This is a genomic window from Anaerosacchariphilus hominis (assembly GCF_014290175.1).
In the GTDB taxonomy this organism is placed as follows: Bacteria; Bacillota; Clostridia; order Lachnospirales; family Lachnospiraceae; genus Laedolimicola; species Laedolimicola hominis.
The window spans coordinates 41,764-61,923 of sequence record NZ_JACOOR010000006.1; the positions used below are offsets into that span (position 1 = coordinate 41,764).

General features: G+C 50.6%; 21 protein-coding genes. 2 read left to right on the forward strand and 19 right to left on the reverse strand.

The features are described 5' to 3' along the window. Positions 1-1,713, reverse strand: a complete 1,713-nt coding sequence (locus tag H8S44_RS10845; RefSeq protein ID WP_186872493.1) for an efflux RND transporter periplasmic adaptor subunit — start codon at positions 1,711-1,713, stop codon at positions 1-3. 23 nt (positions 1,714-1,736) lie between these two features. Continuing rightward, entirely contained in the window at positions 1,737-2,435 is a 699-nt protein-coding gene (locus H8S44_RS10850) for an ABC transporter ATP-binding protein (protein WP_186872492.1), read from the reverse strand. A gap of 284 nt (positions 2,436-2,719) precedes the next feature. On the opposite strand from H8S44_RS10850, the gene H8S44_RS10855 reads away from it, so the two are divergent. Further along, positions 2,720-3,412 (forward strand): gamma-glutamyl-gamma-aminobutyrate hydrolase family protein, encoded by a 693-nt coding sequence (locus H8S44_RS10855; protein WP_186872491.1) that lies wholly within the window; start codon positions 2,720-2,722, stop codon positions 3,410-3,412. Positions 3,413-3,512: 100 nt separating this feature from the next. Continuing rightward, positions 3,513-4,379: an NAD(P)-dependent oxidoreductase gene (locus H8S44_RS10860; RefSeq protein ID WP_186872490.1), complete on the forward strand. Its 867-nt coding sequence runs from the start codon at positions 3,513-3,515 to the stop codon at positions 4,377-4,379. Positions 4,380-4,526: 147 nt separating this feature from the next. Here H8S44_RS10860 and H8S44_RS10865 read toward each other — a convergent pair whose 3' ends face one another. The 17 genes from H8S44_RS10865 to H8S44_RS10945 all read right to left on the reverse strand — a co-directional run bounded on the left by H8S44_RS10865 (position 4,527) and on the right by H8S44_RS10945 (position 20,152). Next, a complete protein-coding gene (locus H8S44_RS10865; protein ID WP_186872489.1) occupies positions 4,527-4,778 on the reverse strand; it encodes a cysteine-rich small domain-containing protein in 252 nt (83 codons plus the stop codon). Positions 4,779-4,821: 43 nt separating this feature from the next. Then, positions 4,822-4,986 (reverse strand): hypothetical protein, encoded by a 165-nt coding sequence (locus tag H8S44_RS10870; RefSeq protein ID WP_186872488.1) that lies wholly within the window; start codon positions 4,984-4,986, stop codon positions 4,822-4,824. A gap of 43 nt (positions 4,987-5,029) precedes the next feature. Next, positions 5,030-5,296: a hypothetical protein gene (locus tag H8S44_RS10875; RefSeq protein WP_186872487.1), complete on the reverse strand. Its 267-nt coding sequence runs from the start codon at positions 5,294-5,296 to the stop codon at positions 5,030-5,032. Between the two features lie 17 nt (positions 5,297-5,313). Then, complete coding sequence (locus H8S44_RS10880; RefSeq protein ID WP_186872486.1) at positions 5,314-6,330, reverse strand: EamA family transporter; 1,017 nt, start codon at positions 6,328-6,330, stop codon at positions 5,314-5,316. 175 nt (positions 6,331-6,505) lie between these two features. After that, positions 6,506-7,864, reverse strand: a complete 1,359-nt coding sequence (lpdA, locus tag H8S44_RS10885; protein ID WP_186872485.1) for a dihydrolipoyl dehydrogenase — start codon at positions 7,862-7,864, stop codon at positions 6,506-6,508. Positions 7,865-7,888: 24 nt separating this feature from the next. Next, the gene (locus H8S44_RS10890; protein WP_186872484.1) at positions 7,889-9,229 is read right to left on the reverse strand and encodes a hypothetical protein; all 1,341 of its coding nucleotides are present in this window, start codon (positions 9,227-9,229) and stop codon (positions 7,889-7,891) included. 40 nt (positions 9,230-9,269) lie between these two features. Then, complete coding sequence (locus H8S44_RS10895) at positions 9,270-9,596, reverse strand: cupin domain-containing protein (protein WP_186872483.1); 327 nt, start codon at positions 9,594-9,596, stop codon at positions 9,270-9,272. 11 nt (positions 9,597-9,607) lie between these two features. Next, entirely contained in the window at positions 9,608-10,858 is a 1,251-nt protein-coding gene (locus H8S44_RS10900) for an MFS transporter (RefSeq protein ID WP_186872482.1), read from the reverse strand. Positions 10,859-10,877: 19 nt separating this feature from the next. Next, positions 10,878-11,351 carry a flavin reductase family protein gene (locus H8S44_RS10905; RefSeq protein ID WP_186872481.1) on the reverse strand — a complete coding sequence of 158 codons (474 nt, stop codon included), beginning with the start codon at positions 11,349-11,351 and terminating at the stop codon, positions 10,878-10,880. Positions 11,352-11,367: 16 nt separating this feature from the next. After that, positions 11,368-12,033 carry a hypothetical protein gene (locus H8S44_RS10910; protein ID WP_186872480.1) on the reverse strand — a complete coding sequence of 222 codons (666 nt, stop codon included), beginning with the start codon at positions 12,031-12,033 and terminating at the stop codon, positions 11,368-11,370. Between the two features lie 17 nt (positions 12,034-12,050). Next, on the reverse strand, positions 12,051-13,568 hold the full coding sequence (locus tag H8S44_RS10915) for a xylulokinase (protein WP_186872479.1): 1,518 nt from the start codon (positions 13,566-13,568) through the stop codon (positions 12,051-12,053). Between the two features lie 37 nt (positions 13,569-13,605). Continuing rightward, the gene (locus H8S44_RS10920) at positions 13,606-14,286 is read right to left on the reverse strand and encodes a dihydrolipoamide acetyltransferase family protein (protein ID WP_186872478.1); all 681 of its coding nucleotides are present in this window, start codon (positions 14,284-14,286) and stop codon (positions 13,606-13,608) included. 20 nt (positions 14,287-14,306) lie between these two features. Further along, on the reverse strand, positions 14,307-16,076 hold the full coding sequence (locus H8S44_RS10925; protein ID WP_186872477.1) for a cobalamin B12-binding domain-containing protein: 1,770 nt from the start codon (positions 16,074-16,076) through the stop codon (positions 14,307-14,309). Between the two features lie 31 nt (positions 16,077-16,107). Continuing rightward, positions 16,108-16,374: a biotin/lipoyl-containing protein gene (locus H8S44_RS10930; protein WP_186872476.1), complete on the reverse strand. Its 267-nt coding sequence runs from the start codon at positions 16,372-16,374 to the stop codon at positions 16,108-16,110. Between the two features lie 91 nt (positions 16,375-16,465). After that, positions 16,466-17,446: an alpha-ketoacid dehydrogenase subunit beta gene (locus H8S44_RS10935; RefSeq protein WP_186872475.1), complete on the reverse strand. Its 981-nt coding sequence runs from the start codon at positions 17,444-17,446 to the stop codon at positions 16,466-16,468. Beyond that, a complete protein-coding gene (locus H8S44_RS10940; RefSeq protein WP_186872474.1) occupies positions 17,446-18,432 on the reverse strand; it encodes a thiamine pyrophosphate-dependent dehydrogenase E1 component subunit alpha in 987 nt (328 codons plus the stop codon). Before H8S44_RS10940 ends, H8S44_RS10935 begins: the two co-directional genes overlap by 1 nt. Before the next feature lie 46 nt (positions 18,433-18,478). Then, the gene (locus tag H8S44_RS10945) at positions 18,479-20,152 is read right to left on the reverse strand and encodes a hydantoinase/oxoprolinase family protein (protein ID WP_186872473.1); all 1,674 of its coding nucleotides are present in this window, start codon (positions 20,150-20,152) and stop codon (positions 18,479-18,481) included. Between the last annotated feature and the right edge of the window lie 8 nt (positions 20,153-20,160).

Consider the following 20,160-nt stretch of genomic DNA (forward strand, 5'->3'; position numbering starts at 1 on the left):
CTACTCCTCCACTGCGGTCACACGGATACCCTCGGCGATATCGGTGGTCAGGCCGCCGGAAATGACCTTATCGCCTGCTGCCAGACCGGATTTTACTTCCACGGAATCGTCGGAACTCAGGCCCTTTTCGATGATTTTCTTCTCTACGATGCCATCCGCATTTACCACATAACAGAAATCGCCGTCCTGGCCGGAGTTCACGCACTCAGCCGGAACCACCAGCACGTCTTTCACGGAACGTCCCTGCACGTTCACCTTCGCTTCCAGTCCCAAATAAATGTTCTCATCCGGGTGGTCAATCTTCACCTGGGCGGAGACCACCGGAGTGCCCTTATCGTTCTTCTCGGCGATTCGGCTGAGCTTCTGTACCGTGCCCTCATAAGTGTGGCCTGCCAGGGTAACTGTGGCCTTCTGGCCCTCTTCCATTTTCTCCAGATCGTACTTGGTGATGCTCATTTCCACCACCACATCCTCGCTGCTGGCCACAGTAAAAAGCTCGCCGCCCTTGGCTGCCGGGCCTCCGGGCACGGCTGTCACTTTTGTCACCACGCCTGCGAAATCTGCCTTGATACCGTCCTTGCCCTGTTGGATGTCCTCCTTGGACATATTGGCCTCCAGGGTACTTAGGTTATTCTGGGCTGCCAGTTGGCTTCTGGCCGCGTCGGAAAGCTTTGCCGCGTCACTGGAGTCCTTGATTCCCTCTTCCTTGGACTTGCTGGTCTCCAGCTTGGTTTTATTTTCCTGGGCATCCTTCAGACGTTTCTGATAGTTATCCAGCTTTTTCACGATTTCATTATAATGGTTCTGCTCGTCCTGGATACTCTTCTCGATGTCCGGCAGGGCCGCTTTTGCCTGCTGAGCCGCCGGTGTGGCCTCAGTTACGGTGTTCTGGGCTACGGTTACCGCATCCTGCAGCTTCTTGTAGTCTTCGCTACTCTGGTCCAGAGTGGAATTCTCCAGAGCGAATTTCGCATTCTTCAGCTCCTGATTCGCGGAATCCAGCGCCGTCACCGCCGCCTTAGCCGCATCCCGCCGGCTCTTCAGATCCGCCAGCTTATTTGAGGAATCGCCCTGATAGCCGGTGTACTCGTTGACCCGCTTATTCAGGTGATCCACATTGTTGTCCTCATCGTCCAACTGCTTATTGATAGTATCCAGTGCCGCGGAGGAGCGGTTATACTCCGCCGTATTCTTATTGTCCTTCCGGATGGAATCCTGATAGCCGTAGGCCGCCGCGCTTCCGGTCAGCTCCGCCTGCCTGTAGAGATTATCCAGCTCTGTTCCGTCGTAGGTCAGCAGGGTTTCCCCGGCCTCTACGATGTCGCCCACCTGCAGGTTAAACTCAGCTACCGTCGCCGATACCGGCGAGAAATAGGTCTTTGTCTCCTGGGATTCCACGGTACCGCTGCCGTCCACGGACTGGGTGACACTGCCAAGCTCCACCTCCCGGACGCTGACGATGGGGTAGCTTGGGCCCCCAAAGGCTCTCGGCAGAATCGTCACTGCCAATACCACGACTACCACACCTCCGATGATGATGCGCTTCCGGCGCTTTTTCTTCTGCTCCGGGGTCAGTGGGGTTTTCTCTTTCTTCGCTTTCTTTTCCTTCAGGGCGCGCTTTTTGAACAGGCCCTTCTTTGCTTTCTGATCTTCCTGTTCTGCGGTCAGCTCGTCGTCTTCCCATTCTTCCATCAGGCTCTTTTTCTCTTCCATTTTCCGCTCCTCATTCTTTCTCTTTAAAATGTGACATCTTCATTGATGTAATCGTCTACGATGTGCCCGTCCATAATACGGATGACCCGCCTGGCTTGGGCTGCGATGCCGTTGTCATGGGTAATCAGGATGACCGTCCGTCCGCCCTTGTACAGTTCCTTCAGAATCTCCAGAATCTCTTTGCTGGAACCGGAATCCAGATTTCCCGTGGGCTCGTCGGCCAATATCACCGGCGGCTTCGCCGCAATAGCCCGGGCGATGGCCACGCGCTGCTGCTGGCCTCCGGACATCTCGTTGGGCTTGTGGTCCATACGGTGGGCCAGGCCGACAATTTTCAGGGATTCCTCTGAGAGACGTTCCCGCTCCTTCTTCGGCACGCCCCGGTATATCAGGGGCAGCTCCACATTTTCCCGGGCGGTCAGGTTGCTGATCAGATTGAAGCCCTGGAAAATGAAGCCGATTTCTTTGTTGCGGATATCCGACTGCTCGTCGTCGGTCAGGGTGGACACGTCCTGCCCGTTCAGGTAATAGGTCCCCGAGGTGGGCGTATCCAGACAGCCCAGCAGGTTCATCAATGTGGATTTACCCGAACCGGACTGACCGATGATGGCTACGAATTCTCCTGTTTCTATGGAAAGACTCACATGATCCAGCGCCCGTACTTCGTTTTCGCCGGGGTTGTAGATCTTGCAGATGTCTTTTACCTCCACCAGTGCGCTCATGTTGTTCTCCTTCTCTTTTTTTGCCCGCCGGGGACTCCCCGGGAGCTGCTGCAAATGTTACACAGTTTTGCCGTTTTGTTCCATATCTGTATTAACCTTGTAATACAATACCATATATTTTTAGAACTTCAAGTACATTCATAAATTCTTAAAAAAACCTTAACCGCAACCATCACTTATTCCCTTTCCGGCGTCCCGTTTCTGTGAATTTTTCTAATCTATTGACTTCTTTTTCTATTTTCCCGTTCATATATTAATGGGAATTCTTTTCAGGCAGGTTTCTTATGATTTTAAATAAAAAAATCCTTCTGGCGGGACTGCCGGAGCAGACACGGAATTACTGCGCGGCTTTTTCGCTTCTGGGGGCCCGGGTGGAGACGCTTTGCCGTTCACAACAGGAGCTGGCCCTTTTGCTGGCAGCGGAGCAGCTGCCCTCTCCCGAGGGCTTTGACGGTCTCGTTCTGCCCGGCGGCGGGGATATCAGTCCCGCTTTTTATCATGCGGAAAATAAGGGTTCCCGGAATATCGACGCCCTTCTGGACTCCGTACAGTTCTCCCTGCTCCAGGCCTTTGTGTCCGCCGGAAAGCCGGTGCTGGGTATCTGTAAGGGGATTCAGCTTATCAATGTGGCCTTTGGCGGAACGCTGATTCAGGATCTTTCGGCGGAATCTCTGGCCATCCATGCCTGGGCGGAGACGGACAAAATTCACATATCAAAAGCTGCGCCCGGAACCTTTCCGGCGCAGCTTTACGGAAGTGCTCCGCGGGTCAACAGCGCCCATCACCAGGCCGTCGGGACTGTCGGCGATGGACTGCGGATAGCCCAGTACGGGCCGGATTTCGTCGTGGAGGCCCTGTATCATGAACGGCTGCCCATCATCGGGGTTCAGTGGCATCCGGAACGGATGTGCTTTTCCTATGCGCGGGAAGATATGGCGGACGGCAGCCACCTATTATCTTATTTTCTTTCTCTTTAAACCTTGACAATTTCGTTTTCCGAGTTTATAATTTAACTTAAATTATGACTTATCATAATTAATATTTTATCTTTTTTACAGTTAGAAGGGAGAAAGGACTATGAAAAACATTACTGTTGTTGGGTGTGGCGTAATGGGAAGCTCCATTATCAATGCTCTGATGAACGGCGGCATCGACGTAACCATCGTAGATATCAACAAGGCTGCCGCTGAAAAATTTGTACAGCGCGGCGCAAAGTATTTTCCGAGCCTGGACGAGGCTGACGATACCGACTGTATTCTGATCAATCTGCCGAATCACAAAATTGCTTCTGCAGTTCTCTGTAGCGCAGACGCGAACCGTCTGAAGGGCAAAATGCTCATCAATACCACAACCTCCAGTCCGGATGAAGTAAAAGATATGGACCGCCTTGCAAAAGAGCGCGGCATGCTTCATCTGGACGCTAAAATTGAGAACTATCCGGGCGATATCGGATCCGACAAGGCTTATCTGGTTTACTCCGGAAGCAAGGAAGTCTTTGACACCGCCAAGAATGCTCTGGACGCCATCGGCGTGGCCGTATATCTGGGCGACGATATCATCGGCGCAAGCGTGGTAGATATCGCTGTTCTGGACGTTCACTTCGGTGCCATTGCTACCCTTGCAGAGTCCGTAGCGTTCTGTATCAAGTACAACTACTCCGTAAAAACCTTCATTGAGCAGGTAACCCATATTCTTCCCATCATGCTGGCCGGAAATTACCGTGCTTTCGCGGAGGAATGCGATAACTACACCGGAAAATTCGAGGACGCTTCCGAGTGTACCCTGCGTATCGAGACCACTGCCATGAAGACGCTTCTGGATTCCATGCACGCAGTCGGCGTCAAGACTCCCTGCGGCGATTCCGTTCTCGACCTCTTCAACCAGGGTCTGGAAAGCGGAAACAGCAACAAGAACGTGGTTGCGGTTGTAAATGAATTAATTTAATTTGGTAATACCTGATTTCCACTTTGGAAACACCATATAAAATCTCCTTACTGAAAAGAGACTGCCACTCTATTCTTATTGTGATAGATCGGCAGTCTCTTTTCAGTCTCTTTTTTCGCGTTCTGTCATGCTACGCACAGGCTTTTCCTATTCCGCCTGCCCCTGTCCGGAAAGCCATTTCATAATATGCTCATAATTTTCCGGCTTGTGGGGATAAACGCAATTGGAGCAGTCCTTGATGGTCTTGCCATTCCAGCTTAAATGCTCCGGTTTTCCCGGACATTTGGGAGCCAGATAAAAGGGACAATAGCAAAACAGACAATTAATTTCCTCAATTCCTTTATGACAGGGATAAAACTCGCAGCTGTCATTCTTAAAAAAACGGTATGAATTTTTCACAGGCTATCCTCCTCCCGCAATCGCTCAAATCACCCGGCAGGGCTTACCAACAGCTACTGAATTGTCCGGGATGTCCTGCTTTTCCCGTTTTTCCCAGCATCTTTTGTAAAAGCTCCTTCCGTCTCTTTTCATCGGAAGAATGAAGCTGGTCATACTCAGGATTCGCGTCGTGCATTTTATCTTGCAGCATTTTTTCTTTTTCAGTCATAGTCTTTCCTCCATCTGAATTTTATTCTTTTATCGCATTGCTTTTATGGAATCATTTTCCGGCAGCTTTTCCCGAAGTCGGTCACCTCATAGGTAAGCTTCAGCTCGCCATCCGGTTCCAGTTCGAAGAACACGGCCTTCATAATCCCCACTCCGCAGTAGGTCCGGATGATTTTCTCCACATTTTTCACCTGGGCTGTCTTTTCGCCCGGGTATTCCGCCTGGAGATCTTTTGACAGTTCCTCAGCGGTAAAAAGCTCGTTTAACTCCATGGCGCGTTTCAGCACGCCTGTTTTGATCGGCAGCTTCATCGTTTCTCAGATCCTTTCTATACATCCCGCAGATTAAATAATTCCGACGGCTTCGCCAGAACCACAAGGATTCCCACCACAATGACGCAGGCGCCAATGATACCCAGCGTAGTCACGGAAAAGGTCATGATTCCCATTTTCGCCATCACAAGGCCAATGGGAATGCTCCACAGCGGCGTGGAAAAGAGAATCGCTGATCCTCTGGTAGCTCCGCAGTAGCTGTAGGCCGCATAAATTCCATTGTACTGAATGGTCATGAAAATCGTAGACAGAAGCAGGAACAGCAAAATCACCGGCTCAGAAAAAATAATCCCGAAAATCTGAGAAATCCAGCCCAGATGCCTGGTGGCCGCACACACCACAGCTGCACAGAAAAGCTCCATCAGGGAACAGCCCAGCATTCGGTACAGCGGACACACGATCAGCGGATCCGACACATCGATGGCATGGGTGCTGATGATCGCCTCAATGGCATACCCTATGGGCGCTACACAGGTAATCAGAAGCCCCAGATAAAAATGGCTGACTCCCTCCGGCGGAGCAATGCTTGCCACAATGACACCCACCACCGTCAGCAAAATTCCGCAGAACACCCGGATTCCGGTCTTTTCCTTCAGAAAAATAGTACCCAGGATCGCCGTAATCACCGGCGTCAGACCGATGATGCAGTTGCCGTAGGTGGATCCGCACAGACCGATTCCCACGATGGAGCAGGCCGTCGCCAGCGGGCCACTGAGCACAGCGGCTCCCAATACGCTCCGGGAGGATTTCACCTGCCATACACGGGCGTATTCCGCCAGTGGAACGCCCCGCAGCGTATTAAACGCAATCATCAGCAGACCACCCAGAAATTCACAGAAAAACAGAATCACCAGGGTCAGCACATAAGTGAACAGAAGCAGTTCCGGAAAATGCATACTGATTTTTTCTGTGACAATTACGTTAAAGTTCTGAAAAATTACTAAAGACAGAGCAGAGATCCAGGCCAGGACTAATCCGAATATCGCCAGTTTCACCTTTCTGTCTTCATACATTATTTTCGCTTTCTCATTTAAAAAGATTGTATCCATATGCAACTTCACTTTCTTATATCAAATTGCCCCCTGTGATCCGGTTTTTGATATCGGTTTGTTTCATGGCAATAAAAGTATTTATTATACGTAAAGGACTGAATGAATCACAGGGGGTAATCTGAAATACTATATTAAATTAAAAGAATAAAGCCTCTCGAATGACCTCGCCTACCGTCGGATGCGGGAATACCAGCTTCTGCAAATCCCCGATGGGCTTTCCGATCATCATCTCCGCTCCGTAAATCATCTCGGAGGTATAGCTTCCAATCAGGTGAACGCCCACCACGGTATTAGTCTCGGTATTGACAATCATCTTGCAGATACCGTCTCCGCGCTCCACCTCTGCCATATATCTTCCGGCATAGTTCATGGAAACCTTAATACTTCTGACCTGCAGGCCTTTGGACTTTGCGGTTTCTTCTGTCTCGCCTACGCTGGCCACCTCAGGATTGGTATAAATAACCGAAGGAATCACAGAATAATCCATCCGATCCTCTTTTCCAAGGATGTGGTTGACCGCCACTTCCGCTTCCCGGTAAGCCGTATGGGCCAGCATAATCTTGCCGTTGATATCGCCTACTGCATAAACGCCCGGTACATTGGTTCTCAGATACTCGTCCGTCACCACAGCGCTGCGGTTCATCTCAAGTCCCAGATTCTCAAGACCCATATTTTCTGTATAAGCCCTGCGGCCAATGGCGCAAAGCACTGCGTCCGCTTCTGCCAGCTTCTCCTCGCCGTTTTCCTCATAGAGCACGCCCTGATCGGTCACGCCGGTTACCTTACAGCCCAGCTTAAACTGAACGCCCTTGCGCTTATAATTCCGCATCAGCACCGAAGAAATCTCTTTCTCGGTCGGTCCTGCGATCTTATCCAGCATCTCGATAATCGTAACTTCCACGCCGACCATAGCATAATAGGACGCCATTTCCAGGCCGATGACTCCGCCGCCGATGACCGCCAGCTTCTCCGGAAGCTCCTCCCTGGAAAGCGCTTCTTTGTTGGTCATGACAAAGCCCTTTTCCAGTCCTTCCTTCAATCCCGGGATACCCGGAATCACCGGAACGGAGCCGCTGGCAAGAATCAGATACTCGCCTGCGTAGCGCTCTTCGCCTGCTCTGACTGTGAAGCCGTCTGCTGTCTTTCCTTCCACATATCCGGTCTCCTGTACCACCTGAACCTTATAGGCCTTTAACATGGCACCCACGCCGGAAACCAGCGCCTGTACGACCTTATTCTTGTGGGCGATGACCTGTTTCTGATCGAGCTGCACCTGTTCCGCTGTCACGCCAAAGGCCGCGCTGTCTTTTGCGTGCTCATAGAGCTTCGCGGAATTCAGGAGTGCCTTTGATGGAATACAGCCCTCGTTCAGGCAGGTTCCGCCCAATGCGCGTTTTTCAATTAATACTACGGATTTGCCGCCCTGGGCGGCACGTTCTGCCGCCAGGTAGCCTGCCGGGCCTCCGCCCAGCACAATTACATCTACTTTTATCATATCATTCACCGTTTTCTACAGCTTTTATTTCAGGAGCATTTCGTCGATACCCATGTATCCGCAAATCATCTTCAGAAGTTCCGTATAATCGCCTTCCTTGATGACTACGTGATGATGCAGTCCTGCCTTGATCATCTGGTCGATAACCTGGCTTGCCTTCACGCCGTCTGCTCTCAGCTTCAGCACCAGCTTCTCTCCGCCGTCTACCCACTCCTGATGGCTGACCGGAAGGGTCTCGCCGGTGGCAATCATCAGCTGATACGTTCCTGCGCTGCCCTGCATATCGCAGAAGGTCACCTTCTTCATGGCTTTCAGTGGAACGCCGATGAAGGAGCCCATATCGCCGGAGGGATTGGATACCACGCGGTCGATGCTCTCTGCCAGGGACGCTGCGGAGCTTCCCTCATGACAGATGGTCATATAATCCTCAATATCATTGAAGGCTCCGATCTCACCCAGGGCGCAGGCACCACCGTCTGCAGCCAGGTTTAACATGTACTGTACCACTGCATGGGCGATATCGCCCTCGGTATCTACGATGATTCCCTCGTCTGCCAGCCAGGACGCTGTCTGGTTCATCAGTCCGCCGTAGTTCGGATAGCACTCTGCCGCAATGGCATTGAGGCCCATATCCTCGATAATGGCCTTGGTAGCCATATATACCTTTGCCATCCAGATCATGCACTCTTCGCTGCACTTCACCTGACCGGTGCGGCTCTTCAGTGCTTCCAGTGTCTTCTTCGCGTCCTCATCAGAAATCTTCTCTGCTGCATCTGTAATCTCTTCCATCTCAAAATGTACGATGGTCGGTCCAAGCTTGGTGGAGAACTCCCACTCCTCGATGCTCATATCCTGCGGTCCTGCCACTCTCCAGGTCTGACGCGGTCCCACCAGAGCCAGACGCATATTCTTTACCTTCTCGATAATCTGACCTGCTCTTGCCACATTCTTTATCTTTGTAATCAGATCTGCATCGTCTGCCAGACCGTATACATATTCAAAATGAATACCCGGATTCTTTAACGCGGAACCAAAGTTCTGGATACAGCCAATGGAGAAGGTCTCCGGATAGGGCACTGCCCAGAATACGGTGGGAACCTTAAGCTCATGCATGAACAGATACTTCAGGGAATCCATAACCCAGGTAACGTCCATAATAGCTACGGACTGGATACCTGCCGCCTTAAACTGGTCGCATACATTCAATGCGTCCGCGGAGCTCAGTACGCAACGGTTTGCTGTCACAACCTCGATGCCTGCCTCTGTCATGGCCTTTGCCGCGCTTGTCATCAGTTCCTCATATCTCTGTCCGCCGCTCTCCACCGGACTACAAAGTCCTACCAGACCCATTTTCGCTTTATCCATTTTTTTAATACCTCCATTCAGCATTTTTAATATGATATCCTTAATCAACCGGACCACCGCACCAGGAAATCAGCGCCGGTTCCGTTCCGATGTTCGTCAACTCATGAGGCTCGCCCTCTTCGATCAGAAGCAGATCGCCCTGGTGAAGCTCATAGCAGTCTCCGGTTTTTGTATTTCTCACGATGACATGTCCTTTGCTCGCAAAGAATGTCTCATGGGAAATGGGGTGTCCCGGATCAACGCCCCCCGTCTGTCCCGGAAGGAGTTCCGATGTGCCAAACCAGATTTTATCGGTTCTGCAATACTCCCGGACAACCTCCGGTCCATCCAGGCTGACCTTTGCGTCGCTCTTTCTGATAATCTGCATGGTACTCCTCCTTATTTCTGATTCTTCTTCGCCATCTCGGCAGCTACCTCATCCTTTTCCCGAATCATGGCCGTTACCAGGAATACATTGGTAATCAGGGTCAGGACGGCACAGAACGCAAGTCCAATCCAGTAGGAGTCTGTCATATCCTTTACGACGCTGACGATCTGCTGGAATACGAACATACCTGCCAGGAAGGATACGCCCTGAATTACGCCGTTTGCTGCCGCAAGCTTTTCTTCACATACGGTATCAGACAGTGTCGCGAATGCCATCGGATATGCCACATAGGCACAGAAGCCTGTCAGAATCATTCCGAATACTACCAGTGCAATGGTTCCGCTCTGATTTCCAAGAATCATCAGAATATAGCCCGCTACCATACCGATACCGCCAATCAGAGTCGGCAGACGTCTCTTGCCCAGCTTATCGGAAATTGCGCCGAATACCAGACTGGATACGATTCCCGCAACGGTAAACAGAGATGAATAAAAGCCTGCGGTGGTGCTCGCCATTCCCAGATCGGTCAGCATACTCGGTCCCCAGTAATTGGCGATTCCAAGGCCTCCCAGAACGCCGGTAACAGTCACACAGGTGGCGATGGTATTACGGTTCCATACATTCTGATACTTTCCGGATTCATCCCGTACCACAGCCTCTTCGCCGCTCTGCGCGCTCTTCGGATCCTTCAGGATACCAAGAAGTCCCACAAAAATAATCGCAACTACCGCAATCGTAGCAAGATTTCCGTTTTTAATTCCAAGGCCGTTTATCAGAAGAGAGAACACATATAATGCGAAAAAGGTACCTACTCCGTCGGATGCGGTCATAGCGCCCGCTGCAACACCTGTTTTTGTGGTCCCCTGGAACCACTGTACCGCCAGGGTATACGCTGCGTTATAGATAAACGCGTTTCCGAGACCGCTGACTACTCTGGAGATCAGAAGCATCGGATAAGAGGTCGCCAGCAAATAGAACATCGCATGGCCTACCATCATAATGCCGATTCCCAGGATGGTAAAGAACTTACAGCCCTTTTTATTGGCTACCGCGCCGGCCAGAAACAGGCCCAGGCCGCATGCGAACGCGTAAACCGTATTCAGATATCCGATCTCTGTATAGGATACGGAATAAGTGATCATGATGTAATCCGTCAGTGTTCCGTGACAATACTGGAAAAACGGTGCGATAGAACCTCCAATCACACATAACAGCAGCATCATCCATTGCTTTTTACTCGGATTTACAAGCTTTTCATTCATTTTTGTACACCCCTTTCTCTTACTTCCCTTTTCCTTTTGTTAATATTTCTTCCATACAGTATACCATATCCTTTTTCGGTGTTCCGTTTCCCTCTGTCACCTCTCCGATAAACAGAATGTGATCAGTCACTTTCACGGTATCCAGCAGCTTGCAGCTAAGATATGCGGCTGCGTCTTTTAAAAACGGATTTCCCTTTTCATCATGCTCCACGAGCTCTCCCGCTGTTTTATCTGCCTCTCTGCCGGATATGGTGCCGCACCGGTATGCCTCCCCATACTGTTCCTCTGACAAGACGCTTACGGTAAAACTCCCTGTTTTTTCTATCATTTCCGCTGTCAGATGCTTTTCTGAGACGGCCACTGCGATACAGGCCGGTCTGGAAGATACCTGTGACAGCCAGGCGGCTGTCATCAGGTTTTCTTTTTCCCTGGTTTTGGTTCCTATTACATAGGTTCCGTGGGTAATGTGAGACATTGCATCCCGAATACTCATATGCTGTCTCCTCTCCTTATAAGAGAGAAACTACCTTCTCCAGATTCTCACGGAAGGTTCCCTCTTTCACAAATTTCTTGTCAAACAGTGCGCTTCCCATGGTAAAGGTCCAGGGATTCATCTTGCGTACCACTTCGATTCTCGCCGGGGAATCGATGCTTCCTGCCATAATCACCGGCAGCTTGCACTCCTTTACCACTTCTGCGGAAAACACCTCCGGATCGCCGTCCGCATAGCGGTAGCCCAGCAGATCGATGCCGTAAGCGCCCTTCTCGCGATACTCCTCCGCCTGTCCTACGCAGAACTCCACGGTTCCCTCCAGAACACTGGGGCTGCCGGATACATGTCCTACAAACGGGCAGTACTTCAGGTCATGCTGCTTGATATAATCCATGACGCTGTCATAGAAAATGGTTCCCGCCAGATAGTCAAAGCCGCACTCTACGGCCAGCTGCGCGCCCCGCAGGCACTCGCTCTCGCTGTAGGTTACAACCTCCAGGAAGGTGGTCTTGCCTGCCGCCTTCATCATCTGGCAGAGCTCCTTCATCTCCTTGGGCGGAAGTCCCACATCCTTGAATCCCCAGTTCTGTACCGGCAGATCCGCGCACTCCTTAAAAACCTCTTTTGCATTCTTGACTGTCACATCATGATGTGTCAGCATTACGATTAATTTTTCTTTCATGTTCTTTCTCCCTATAATTAAATTGTCTGGTCAAAGCAGTCTGTCAGATCGTGGAACAGCCTGCAGTACATATCGTAGCCCTTCTTGTAAACCTCCCGGTTATCCCTATCCGGCTCGAACTCTGCCTTGATGTCAATCATGCTGTCCACAGCCCCGTCGATGCTGTCAAAGATGCCGACTGCCTTACCTGCCAGAATCGCCGCTCCCAGACATGCCGCCTCCTTGGATTTAGTTGTCAGAAGCTTCTTTCCCGTAATATCAGATTTAATCTGACTCCACACTGCGCTCTTGGAGCCGCCGCCCAGAGACCGTACCTCTTTGACCTGAATCCCCATGGCTGCCAGTGTGTCGATATTTCTCTGTAATATGTAGCCTACCGCCTCAAAAATAGCTCTTACGAAATGAGCCTTTGTGTGCTTCATGGTAAAACCGAACCACACGCCCTTGGCTCTGGCATTCACATCCGGCGCCAGAGAGCCGGAGAGATGCGGAAGCATCAGAAGCCCCTCCGCTCCGGCAGGAACGCTGGCTGCCTCCCGCCCCATCAGATCGTAGGCGTCCATATCCGATACGGATTCCACCGCCATCTCATTCTTACAGAACTTATCCCGGAACCACCGAAGCGCCATACCGCCCGTGGTAAAGGTATGCATCATATACATATCCGGAATCGCGAAATAGTGCAGCGGCATTTTACCGTTGGGATCAAAGGTCGGCTTGGATACCGGTACACAGATAGCCAGGGCAGAACCGATATTTTCTGAGAACATTCCCTCGTGTACATTGCCGACTCCAATAGCTCCGGCTGCCTGATCCAGGGCTCCGGTGCAGACCGTAACGTCTGCTCCCAGGCCCAGCTCCCGGCTGATTTCCGGAAGCATGGTACCGACTACCTCGCCGGATTCATAGACCGGCGCCAGCTGCTCCTCCCGGATGCCTAAAAATTCCAGCATCTCCGGCCAGTAGGCCTTCTTTGTGATATCCCAGTATACGGAAGAGCATACCAGAGAACCTTCTGTGGCGAATTTACCGGTCATGCGATAAATAAAATAATCCTCTATCAGCAGAAACTTATCGGTCTTCGCGAAAATCTCCGGCTCGTTTTTCCGGAGCCACAGAATCTTGGCTCCCGGCCAGCAGGGCTCGAAGCTTACCTGGCCTGTCACCCGGTAACAGGTCTCGTTGCCAAAGTGCTCGTCCATCTCTCTGGCTTCCTCCGCCGCCCGGTTATCCATCCAGACGATGGCGTTCCGCAGAGATTTTCCTTCTTTATCCATGCAGAACATGGTCTCTCCCTGGGCGGAGATGGCCAGCGCGATACTGTCCTCTGCCCGGATGGGATACTGCTTTTTCAGTTCCGTCAGACCGTCGCAGAATGCCTTCCAGTATACCTCCGGCTCCTCCTCCACGAAATTTACCTTCGGCGTCAGCAGGCTGTACTCCTGTGTAGATACGGCAAGTAAAGTTCCCCTGCTGTCAAATAACGCAATTTTCAGAGCGGTGGTACCCAAATCAAGTCCAATTAATAATTTCATTTCCGCTTTTTCTCCCTTAATTTGCTATGCGCCGCCCTTACAGTTCGATGGTTTCCATCAGTTCCTTTACGCGGCTGAAAAACTTGGCTGCGTAAGCGCCGTCAATCATACGGTGATCCGCCACCAGATTCAGATTCATCATGGGACGGATGACTACCTCTCCATTTTCCACCACCGGCGTATCCTGCATCTTATTGACGCCCAGAATCGCCGCCTCCGGCAGATTGATAATCGGAGAAAAGCTTTCGATTCCCATCATACCCAGATTGGAAATGGTAAAGGTGCCGCCAGAAATGTCATCCATGGTAATCCGGTTTTTCCGGGTTCTCGCCACCACGTCGTTGGTCTCCAGGGCTATGGTGTAGATATCCTTATTGGCCACATCCTTTACATTGGGAACAATCAGTCCCTCGTCCAGAGCCACCGCAAGTCCCACATTGACCTGCTCGTGGATGGTAATCTCATTGTCCTGAAAGCTGGAATTGAAATACTCATATTCTGTGATGGCCTGTGCGCATACCTTCATGAGAATATGGTTCATGGTCACCTTCCGGCTTTTCTCCGTGTTATCCTGATTTAATTTTTTAAGAAGCTCCAGGGTATGGGTCATATCTACGCTCAGTGTAAACGCCACCCGCGGGGAGGTATTCCAGCTCTCGCTCATACGCTCCGCAATGATTTTCCGCATTCCCTTCGCCTTGATTGTTCTTGCTTCCATAAGCGTTTCCTCTCTCCTGCTTACTGTGTAATCTTGTCAAACAGGTCTTCTACGGTTGTTACCGGAGTGATTCCCAGGTTCCGGATCTCCTCTGTTACATCAGAAGGCACATCATCGTCCTCGTTTAAGAAGCTCTGCAGCACTCCGCCGAAGAAGAAACGGTAATTTTTTCCTCTCTCAGCCGCCAGCTTCACAATCAGCTTCGCGTAGGGCAGTGCCTGACCATTATGCAGGCTGACACAGATATCTGTAATATCATTCTCGTCTGCCAGGTCCAGAACATCGATGGCCTCCAGCTGATTGCCGCCGTCTACCACATCTACGCCAAATTCCTTCATGGTTCCTACGATAACTGCTGCTCCCGCAAAATGGACATCCGCAGACGCTACCACGATTCTGCGATCCTTCAGAAGAGCCGGATATTTAGTATCCTTCAGCAGGTTGATCTGATTAGCCAGCTCATTCTGGGTGGCGTTCCACAGCGCCGCCGGCATCAGCGGTACTACGGTCTCGCTTCCATCCTCCACTACGGACGGATGGAACAGGCGTTCCAGTACAAAGGGATCAATTGCTTTCAGTACTGTCATCAGTTCAATGGGGTTGGTGATATCTACGCCTGCTTCCTTTAAACCGTCCAGCATATAGTGGAACATCCTGTCAGACAGATCGATGGTCTCGTCACGCAGCTTCTCCAGGGGCTCCCAGTTCATCATAGGCTCCCAGTAGTAAGTAACCTCCTGCGCTCTCTGGCATGCTCCTGTCATGTCCAGCATCTCTGGTACGGTGGGAATCGCTACCTTCTCAGTGATCGGAACAGAGAGGAACGCGCAGCCTGTCTTGAAATGCTTCTCCACCAGAATCAGGAACAGAACCTCCGGGATCTGGAAGCCATAGTTGGCCTGAATATGGTGATCCCAGTGGCTGATGGTATCCGGATATATGAAGCCGATACCCGGCTGATCATCCTTGCTGAATACCTCGCTGGCTGCCAGCCATAATGCTGCCTTATGCATAATATTCTGGGTAAAATTTCCAAAACTGTAAGAGTATCTTGCGCCACAGAGATCCGTTGTAATATAGCGATCCATCCGCGCCCAAGCCAGAGAAGTTGCTAAATCATTGAAATACGCGCCATAAGAATCATCTGACTGACCGTTTGCAATTACCTTGTCATCATATTTTGCAGCCACAATACCCAATGCCTTGACATTTTCTGTCATATTCCACACTTCATCCGGGCATCCGGGAGCTACCTGTACATAGGTACTGATAAGTCCAGTCCACTGGGAACCTGCCTGAACAGAATTAATGGTGGTCTCCACTGCGTTAGGCCATCCCAGATGGTTATCTCCGAAGACCGGCGCTACGGAAGAAGCCATTGTAATTGCTTCCCAATCCTCCGGTTCATTCAGCATAAATCCAAGGGAAATCGGAAGTCCTTCTCGCTTATCCTTAGGAACACCTGTGATATTCTGCGGAAGCTGATGCGCCATGCTGATATTCAGACCGGTCTCCTCATTGAACTTCTCCGCTTCCTTCATGGCCGCTACCTGCTCTTCGACACTTGAAAGACCGGTATTGATCTTCCAACACATTTTTCCCTCTTTTTTCAGCTTCATACGATAATCCACAGGCTTCATACCGTATTTTTTTTCAAATGGAATGGTTTTGATCTTCAGATTTTTTCCTATCTCATAGCCTTCCTGCCATACTTTTTTCCAATCAGGCACGTTTTCCGGAATTAAACTTGCAATATAATCCTTATTCGCTTTATTCAACAATTTCGCCATAATTTCTCCCTTTTACAAATCCACCCTTTCCTTACAGATATGCGGAAATGTCCTCATTCTCATCTTCTGAAACAATCAGAACCGGTGTCTGGCAGGCCACAGTATCGCCCTCTTCCACCAGAAACTTTCTTACATAGCCGTCCATATCAGATTCTGCCTGATTGGTAATCTTGTCAGTTTCTACCTCATATAAAGCGTCTCCTTCGGAAACCTTGTCTCCCACCTTTACCAGGAACTGGCCGATGGTTCCTTCTTTCATTGTTGCTCCCATTCTCGGCAGCTTAAATACCTTTACCATATTCTTTTCCTCCTTAATTCATCTGTGTTTGTCCGGGACCGGCACCATCTGTGCCGGTCCCGAACTTGTATGAATGATAACAAAGTATGCCTTATTCCATAATTTTCTTTACTGCGGTAATAATGTCATTCTTCTGCGGGAAGTAGTAATCCTCCAGCGTTACGGTATACGGACAGGGTGTATTCAGTGAACCCACGCGGATAATACCCTTATCCAGAGTTTCAAACATATCTTCCGCCACATTGGCTGCCAACTCGCCGGACCATGCGCCGCGCTTCACCTCTTCGGTTACAATCACAAGCTTTCTGGTCTTGGAGATGGACTTGTATACCAGCTCTTTATCGAAGGGATACAGGGTTCTCGGGTCGATGACCTCTACGCTGATCCCCTCTTTCTCCAGCTCTTTCGCAGCCTCCAGTGCTTTCAGCACACACAGACCGGTCGCTACCAGAGTCACATCGCTTCCCGGATGCTTGATATCCGCGCTTCCCAGCGGAATCGGGGAATAAACATCCTTGTCTACCACCTCGCCCTTGGTCTGGTACAGCATCTGATGCTCGAATACCATAACCGGGTCGTCGTCCTCAATGGCGGTCAGCAGCAGTCCGTATACGTCCTGGGGCGTAGAGGGATATACCACCTTCAGGCCCGGAATATGTACCAGCATCGCCTCCAGAGACTGGGAATGCTGCGCCGCGCACTGCATGCCGCCGCCGCTGGTCAGACGAAGGGTCATCGGTACATTCATGCTTCCACCATACATATAACGGAATTTTGCGGTCTGGTTCATAATCTGATCCATACAGCATCCCATGAAATCGTTGTACATCAGCTCTGCCACCGGACGCATACCGGTCAGGGCCGCACCTGCGGAAAGTCCTACGATCATCTGTTCCGCCACCGGCGTATCGCGTACACGTTCTTTGCCAAACTGTCTGTACAGGCCTCTGGTTGCTCCCATAGAACCGTCTACAAAACCTACATCCTCTCCAATACAGAAAACGGTGGGATCCTTCTCCATCTCATAGCGAATCGCATCGGATACCGCTTCTGAAAAATACATATTCCGCATTATCTCGCCTCCTCTACAATATCTGTATACACATCGGTAAGTGCCGCTTCCTTAGCCGGATAAGAGCTCTCTGCCGCAAATCTGACAGACTCTTTCACCATCTCTTTTACCTTATCCTGAATTGCCTTCAGATCCTCGTCTGTGGCAACGCCGTTTTCTTTCAGATAGGTCTCAAATCTGGGAATCGGATCGTGATCCGGCTGCTTCCAGAGCTTCACCTCTTCCGGATTCCGGTAGTTCTCCGGCTCGCCCTCAAAGTGGCCTCTCCAACGGTATGTCTTGCACTCGATATAGGTGGGACCATAGCCGTTTCTCGCACGGTCTACGGCTCTCTTAGCTGCTTCACATACAGCCATGATGTCATTTCCGTCCACTACCTCACTGGGCATGGAGTACGCAGCTGCACGATCTGCCGTATTCTCAATCTTCATGCCGTTGGTAATACGGCAGGATACTGCATACAGGTTATTCTCATTTACAAAAACAACCGGCAGGTTCCAGAGGCTTGCGATATTCATGGCCTCATGGAAGGATCCCTCTGCTGTCGCGCCGTCTCCGTGGAAGCAGACGCACACCTTATCGGTTTTCAGCATCATAGAGGAGAACGCTGCTCCGGTAGCCAGGGTAAAGCCGCCGCCTACGATTCCGTTTGCTCCCAGGATACCAAGGTCGGTATCCGCGATGTGCATGGAGCCTCCCTTTCCTTTACAGTAACCGGTCTCTTTGCCCCAGAGCTCTGCCATCATTTTGTTCATATCCGCGCCTTTGGCAATGATATGTCCATGTCCTCTGTGGGTACTGGTGATATAATCGCCGTCTACCAGATTAGCGCATACGCCTGTGGCAATGGCTTCCTCGCCGATGTAGAGGTGTACAAAGCCCAGTACATCGCCCTCTGCAAAGCTCTTCGCCGTCTGAAATTCAAACTGGCGAATCTTCTGCATGGTTTCATACATTCCCAGAAGTTTCTCATGTGATAAGTTCATTTTCATCCTCCTTAAACTTTTATTTAAAAAAGCCGCTTAGCTCTTTTTATACATTTGCAAAAATCTTTCCGCCTACCTGAACCTTGATTCTGGTCTCCAGATATTTTCCGTAATCGCTGTCATCGCCGATTTCAATGGTTCCATCCTCTGCCACCGGCAGATCCCGGTAGATAATCTGCTCCTCATCCAGATACATGTTTCTGCACTCATATTTGATATAGGATGCCTCCAGATTCTGTTTCTTTACAAGCTGTACCGCGTATGCCTCTGTGACCTCCACAGCTTTTGCCAGCGCGTCTTCAAACTCGTCAAATTCAAAGCGTTCGTTGACTGCGTGAACCAGATAACCGCCGCCCTCTTCGCCGGGACGAATCATGGCTTCCACCTCTACGCTGACGCCGGATGTGGCCGCTCCCACGGCGTTGGCCACTTCATAATGCTTCGGCACCAGCAGCTCGAAATCATATTTTTTCTGGGCGATCCGGTACCAGGATTCCGCCGGTGCTCCGATGGCACAGATGGGAAATTTGATTTTCCGGTAGCGCTTCAGATTTTCATAAATCTTCGCCGCAATCTCATTTCTGGCCATTTCCACGTATTCATCCGGGGTAATACTCGCTTCCGCCGCCTGTTCTATGATAGCGTCCTCTGCTTTTTTTCGATCCCATTGTACAAATTCCCCTGTATAATGAAGGATGTCGGTAGGCGTTACGTTATGGGCATCCCCTCGACTGGATGGTACCACACGCTCCGGCCCTACCTTCATCTCATCATTTTCCACTTTGATGGCGCTGTCTCCGCCAAGTCCATAGGTATAAAGCTTTGCTGATTTTATCTTGATTTTCCAGTTTCCAACCAGGGCTCCATCCGGTGAAAGCTCTACCCGTTTTTCTTTTACCACACCGATATCTGTGGTGGTTCCTCCCATATCTGCCACAATCGCGTTCCCGATTCCGGTCAGGTTGATGGCTCCGATGATGCTGGCCGCCGGTCCTGACAGCACAGTGTCAATGGGGGTATTCTTGATACTCTCAATCTTGGTAATCGTTCCATCGCCCTTTACCACAAACACGGGCGCCTGAATCTGCATCTCACCTAAAATCTTCTGAATGGCTTTTACAAATTCATCAATAATCGGAAGCAGTCCCGCGTTTACCACTGCGGTATTGGTCCGCTCCAGATATCCCAGCTCCGATACCAGCTCATGTCCGCATACCACCGGCAAATCGCACATGGACTGAATGACTGCCTTCACACGCTGCTCCAGAATCGGATTTCTTACGCTGGCCTGTCCGGATACCGCAAAGGAATCTACTCTGGATGCCAGTGTTTCCACGGCCCGCCTTACTTCCTCTTTATCCACATCGTGAATGATGCGTCCTTTGATATTTACTTTTCCCTCTACGATCACCACATTTTCAGTGGCCAGCTTTCCTGCAGGTGTTCCCCCGATCACCACCAGGCCGATTCTTCCCATCTTTCCTTCCACTGTCGCATTGGTCGCCAGCGTGGTAGAAAGAACTACTTTTTCGATTTTCTGAATCTCTTCTTTTGTCAGAAGCAGTTTCTCCAGACTGTTCCGGATTCCGATTTCCAGTTTTTCGTGCGTGGTAATTGCCTTGGCTTTTCGCTTAATGCATTCCGGTCCCTGTATCTCTGTGTCCAGCATTACCGCATCTGTGTAAGTTCCTCCTGTGTCAATCCCCACTACGTATGCCATTTTTTCCC